The sequence below is a fragment of the Pseudomonas sp. genome, assembly GCF_041601375.1.
Classification (GTDB): Bacteria; Pseudomonadota; Gammaproteobacteria; order Pseudomonadales; family Pseudomonadaceae; genus Aquipseudomonas.
This window is the reverse complement of record NZ_JBFIIG010000236.1, coordinates 1-5,666: the sequence shown is the minus strand read 5'-3', so window position 1 is coordinate 5,666 and position 5,666 is coordinate 1. Positions and strand designations below refer to the sequence as shown.

Here is a 5,666-nt window from a genome sequence, read left to right as displayed (position 1 = left end):
GGCGGTGGTGTAACCCAGGTTGACCGGGTCGTAGTCGCGCGGGCCGACGAAGAAGCGCTTATCGCGTTCGGCGGCGGGCACCAGCATCTGGTACAGGGTGGGCACCGAGCCGTTGTGCAGGAACGGCGGCGTTGCCCAGACCCCGGCCAGCGGCCGCGGCTTGTAGCCGATGATCTGCTGCGGCAGGTCGAGCGCGCCGAAGCCCTCCAGGCACGCCTGCTGCGCCTCGCTCAGGTTGTGGTCCTGGTAGTAGCGCTGTTTCAGCAGCAGGTCGATCAGGTTCAGGCCCAGCCCTTCGGTGATCCTGCTTGGGTCGATGGATGCCAGCAGGCTGGCGAACCCGGCCTGGGCGTAATCCAGGTCGTACCAGAGCGCGTTGACCTGGCACTGGCTGTCGCAGGCGAGCTGCGGATAGGCCGCGTAGCTGGCCGACAACTGCACGCTGGGCTTGAGTGCGAAGCGCTCCAGCGCGGCCTTGATGGCCGGCGCCGGTGAGGGCTCGAAGCCCTGGGCGGCGAGCCGGTCCGGCGCCGGGAAGGCGTCGGTCAGAGCGGCGAACGCAGCCTGCGCCTCGTCGCTCAGGGTCTCGTCGATGGTCAGCTCGCGCAGGCGCATGAGCATGTCGCGGGCCAGTTGCTTCTGCAGCAGCGGCTTGATCAGCGCCTCGACGTCGGCCTTGCCGATGCCGGTGGCGGAGAGGTCATAGGTTCGGTTCAGGAAGCTCTGCGCCTCGGTCGGGTCGGTGCCTATATGCTCGATGCCGATCACCTCGATCAGCCAGTGATCCTCGGGGCCGGCCTTGAGCGGCGCTTCCGCCTGCTGACGGGCACGGCTGGACGGGTGCGGGCCGTGGCACTCGACACAGTGGTTTTGGAACAATTGCTCGCCACGGGCGGCCTTGGCCTGATCGACGCTGCCGAAGATGTCCTCGGGCCACTGCGGCGGCGGCAACTGCTGCAGCGCCCGTTCGATCTGCTCGAGCCCGGGGATATTGACCGAGGAGCGGAAGCGCTCCTGCGCCGGCAGTGGCGCGCCTTCCGCGTTCACCAGGTGGATCTCGGCACCGACGCCCAGTGCCTCGCCGATGTTGCGGGCCAGCGGCTGGGCCACCGAGCCGTTGTATTGCACCCAGTTGAACTTCCACATGTTCCACAGATAGGGGTAGCTCACCGGTGCCGACGAGGTCTGCAGGTTGGCGTCGTTCAGGTGCTCGCCGAACACCGTGTTGGCGATGCGCCCGAGCGCGTCGGTGCGGCCGAAGCCTTCGCGGGTCGGGTAGAGGTGCGCCAGCGGGTTGTTCTGCTGGATGGCGAGGAAGGCCTTGAGCGTCTCGCCGAGCTGCTCGTGCAGCTCGCCCGAGTCGCCGCCGTCGGCCAGTACCTTGCCGGCGAAGCGGTTGAACTTGAGCGGGTTGGCCCAGGTTTCCGCCAGCGCGCTGATCAGGGTGGGGCCGAAGCTGCCGCGCTGCAGGTCGGTGAAGGCGTGCATCGCCTGGCCACCGTCGATGCGCAGGGCGTAGCGCTTGCCTTCCTTGCGGTAGTGCAACTGGCCGGTATGGCAGGCGGCGCAGCTGATATCGAGCAGCTCCTCGCCGAGCGAGGCGGAGTAGCGCGAGGCGAAGCCGACCGGCAACTGGTCCGGGTGGCTGGGATCGAAGAGGAAATGGAAGCGCTGGAGGAAGGCGGGGTCGGCGAAGCGCTCCTGCGACAGCGGTTGTTCCAGATTGAGGAACCAGTTGTAGCGCAGCGACCTGTCGCCCGCGCCCTGCGGCATCGAGGCGCCCTGCGGGGTGTGGTAGTAGGTCTCGCGGGCGGATGCCTGCCAGCCGCTGTTCAGGTAACGGTACTCGTCGACCGGCTCGAGGCGGGGTATGCGCGCCTTGGAGGACTGCACGTAGTAGACGAACGCCCCCACCACGGCCAGTACCAGCAGCGCGACCAGTAACAGCAGGCGCCCTAGCCAGCGCGATGCGATTGCCTTGCTCATAGATGTTCCCCAGCTTGGAATTTGTCGTTATAGGGTTTTCAGGTATTCGATCAGGGCGCGCTTGTCGGCCTCGGCCAGCCCGGTGCCATAGCGGTGTCCGCCATTGCCGTTACCCGGCAGGCGGGTGTCGAAGCGGCTCACCTGGGCCTCATCCAGCACCTGCTCGCTCAGCCACACCGCCCGCGGGTCGAACTCCACCTTGCCCACGGCGAAATGGGGCGGGCGCTCGCTCGACAGCAGCGCCGCCAGGGTCGGCAACGAGCCGTTGTGCAGATAGGGGGCGCTGGCCCAGATGCCGGACAGCGGGCGCGCCTTGTAGTCGTAAGGCCGCTCATGCAGTGGGGCGCTCTGCACCTTGTGGAAGCTGTACAGGCCCGCCTTGATCGATTGCCAGGGGTGTTCGAGCAGCGCGCCCAGCGCCGCGTGCACCACCAGCTCGATGGTAGGGGCCTCGGCGCCAAGCGTGGCACCGCCGACGTACATCAGCTTCTGGCCTTCGAAGGCGCCGCTCTTGGATGTGGCATTGGTGAAGTTGCTGGCCATGGTGCTGTCGGTGCCCACGGCGTCGACCGCCACCAGCTTCGCGGTGAGCTTGCGGTCCGGGTCATGCTGATCGGACAGCATATGGCAGGTCTGGCACTGCTGCTGGTAGATCGCCGCGCCCTGCTGTGCCAGGGCGCTGTCGATAGTGCCGAGGGTCTCCTGTGGCCAGGCCGGCGCGCTGAGTCGATACCAGAGGTCCTGGATGGTGCTGAGGTTGTCGATCTCGACCGTGGAGTCGTAGCCCATGCCGTCACTGTGGATGTTCAGGTCGCCGAACACCGCCAGCGCCGTGGTGGCGTTCTGTACCAGCGGCCCGGGGCCGGCATTGGGCGCCGAGCCGTTCCACTGCACCAGGTCCAGGTGCGCGGCGTCCCAGAGCACCGGGTAGCTGACCGGCGCGTTGGGTTCGCGGCGGTTCTCGGGAATGGCGAGGAAGTCGGCGGCCACCGCATTGAAGATCTGGCCGAAGGCGTCCAGGCGGCCACGGCCGTAGGCAACGTGGGTGGCGTTCAGCGCCGCCACGGCGCTCAGCCGCTCGCTTCGAGCCTGCACCGCCTGGCGCAGCTCGGGACCCGCCTGCAAGGCCTGGGCAAAACGCTGGAACTTGTCTTCGTCGGCCAGGGTCGCCTGGAGCGCGGCGATGACCTCGCGCTCGAACAACTGGAAGTCGACCAGGGCCTGGCCACCGTCGATATGCAGGCGCTCGCCGCGGTAGTAGATCTGCCCGGAATGGCAGGCCGAGCAACCCAGTCCCACCCACTGTTCGCCCTTGTGCGGCGGCGTACTGGCCAGGCCGATCGGCAGGCTGTGGGGGTTGGCTGCCGATGGGCCGGCCGAGGCAAAGCCGAAGCGGCTCAGGTTGTCCGGGCGACTGAAGCGCGCCTGGCTGTTGGCCTCTTCCAGTGCCAGGAACCAGGGCAGCGGAACGATCCGGGAACCGAAACTGGTGTACCAGGCTGTCTCGCGCTGCTGGTCGTTCCAGTCCTGGTTCAGCAGCGTCAGGCCGGATGCCGTTCTCGGGCTTGTGGTTGCCGGTTCCTCGTTATCGCAGCCAGTGAGAAACAGCGATGTCGCCAACAGTACTGAAGCTGACAACATATGTAGTGCACATCGAAACTCCCCCCTCACCAAGGCTCCTTAGTTCTTATTTTTTCTGAGGAAATGATCTTGCTCTAATCAATAACGGCAAATTTTTAAAGCGGTTTTTAACATATCGGTGCAGGAACATTACACTGCTTTTTAACGATTTTGCTGATGTCCAGACATTTTCCGGTTAGCCAAATCAGCCACAGTTGAAGTGCCTCTTCATGTGTGACTTGATTAAGTGGTCAGGAACTCCAGGGCGCCATGGCGGATAACTTCACTGCAACGCCGGGTCACGCAGATGGCGGCGCGGAGTGCATCGTTCACGACAAGGCGATTGTGGCCCTGGTCAATAACCCGCTATGGATATGCTTGGCCATTTGCTGCCGCACGCGACGCTTTAATGGCAACTGGCAAAGCCAGCAGATTGCCTGGCGGGGGTATCAGCGTCTGCTGGTTGGCACCGGCGACGAAATCGGCAATGCATTCGTAGTGCTCAATGGTGTCGAAGGTCTGGCGCCAGTAGACCTGAGTCCCTTGGCCAGACGGTCTCAACTCGATGGACAGGGTGAAGTGATCTCCAAGGTGTGCACTGGTCAACCTGTCCCGGCTTCGGGTTGTTTATCCTCAACCTGCAAATTTTTCGTCATCAGAACCCAGTGCGTGCCGGGATGAACCCAGTGCTCCTTGACCATTGCTCGCTGCGCCACTTCCTGATAGCCGAGATGACTGTAGAGGCTTCGTGCGCCCAGGTTGGTGTCAGCGACGATCAGACTCAGGCCATGCTTGCCGAGGCTGGTCGCTATGCCCTCGGCAAGGGCCAGAAGCTCGTTGCCATAGCCATGACCTCGATGCGCTTGCTTGGTGGCCAGGACGTTGATGTACCAGGTGCCGGGGACCATGTCCTCCAGTTGCTGAAGGGGCACGAACAGGGGCGGCATTTCCGAGTAATCCGCAGGAGCCGGGGCGTCTTCCAACGGATAGCCAATCAAGCAGGCAACGGCATCGTCGTCCACCAGGCGCAGGATCGCATTGCGGTAGGAGAAGGCACCTGAGTCCCTCTTGGCCCGACTACAGCCGACATCCCAAGCGGATTCACCGGCCGTGGCCATTTGCTCCCACAGATAGAGCGCCAAGCCGTCACCGGCCATGTTGACGAATTCGGCCAAGTCCTGCGCATCGTCTGGCGTGGCCTGTCGAAAGGGGCGACCGATGCTAAGCATGGCGATTCCTCACCTTGAGTACCGTGGCATACCGCTATCAACGGTGTGCCTGCCAACGCGGATTCTGTGTGGCGATGAAGTGAAGCACAATGCACAAAAGGCCATTACGGCATGCGCGCGGCTGGATATACGAGTTATGTATCGAACATAACTCAGAATGCGCCTTTCCATTGTTCAGTGTCGATGAACCAGCGTTCCTCATGAATCTTGTTATTTTCGAACTTGAAAAGAACGGACAGTTGAGAGCTGGCAACTTTATCTGCTTTCCATTCAACAATAGAGACAACTTCATCTTTTCCTTCAAGCTGGCGAAGCCCGGTGATTTCGAAGCCTGGCGGGAGGATTTTTCCGAGTCCATCCAGCGCGGAACGGAATGCATCGCGCCCTTTCAGGCGGTCGGTCTGCCCGGGCATAATGAAGGTCATGTCTTCAACGTAGTCTGCTACCAGGCTATCAAAGTCTCCTGCGCCGAGTGCTTCCCAACCCTTCTGTACTATATCGGCTAAAGTCATCGGCTTATCCTCGAATATTAGTCAATAGGACGTGGCTAAGTTGTTCAATAACGAGAGTCCTCAAGGACACCTTGTTGTTGAACACTCTAACTATAGTATCTACTTGCTGGAGGAGGGGGCGACGACCCCTGACGTTTGCCCGGAGGGTCTGTGGTGGCGGGAGCACTCGAGTGCTGGTACGGGCTCGCACGGCGATTCGTTCGGGTGATCGTGCGGCACATTGCTGATCCACGGCGTTCGCGCCACTAGCCGGGCCACGCGAATCGCGGCGCGTAACGATCACGACAAAGCGGGTCCTGGCCAACAACCTGCTGGTCGG

At 62.8% G+C, this 5,666-nt stretch carries 4 protein-coding genes; all 4 read right to left on the bottom strand.

Annotation, left to right across the window (positions count from 1 at the left end):
- The coding region (locus tag ABZE94_RS19925; RefSeq protein WP_372877734.1) for a di-heme-cytochrome C peroxidase at window positions 1-1,986 on the bottom strand (1,986 nt) is incomplete at its 3' end.
- A gap of 27 nt (window positions 1,987-2,013) precedes the next feature.
- Window positions 2,014-3,627: a di-heme-cytochrome C peroxidase gene (locus tag ABZE94_RS19920; protein ID WP_372877732.1), complete on the bottom strand. Its 1,614-nt coding sequence runs from the start codon at window positions 3,625-3,627 to the stop codon at window positions 2,014-2,016.
- Window positions 3,628-4,208: 581 nt separating this feature from the next.
- Window positions 4,209-4,835, bottom strand: a complete 627-nt coding sequence (locus ABZE94_RS19915) for a GNAT family N-acetyltransferase (protein ID WP_372877730.1) — start codon at window positions 4,833-4,835, stop codon at window positions 4,209-4,211.
- 152 nt (window positions 4,836-4,987) lie between these two features.
- Window positions 4,988-5,347: a nuclear transport factor 2 family protein gene (locus tag ABZE94_RS19910; protein ID WP_372877729.1), complete on the bottom strand. Its 360-nt coding sequence runs from the start codon at window positions 5,345-5,347 to the stop codon at window positions 4,988-4,990.
- Between the last annotated feature and the right edge of the window lie 319 nt (window positions 5,348-5,666).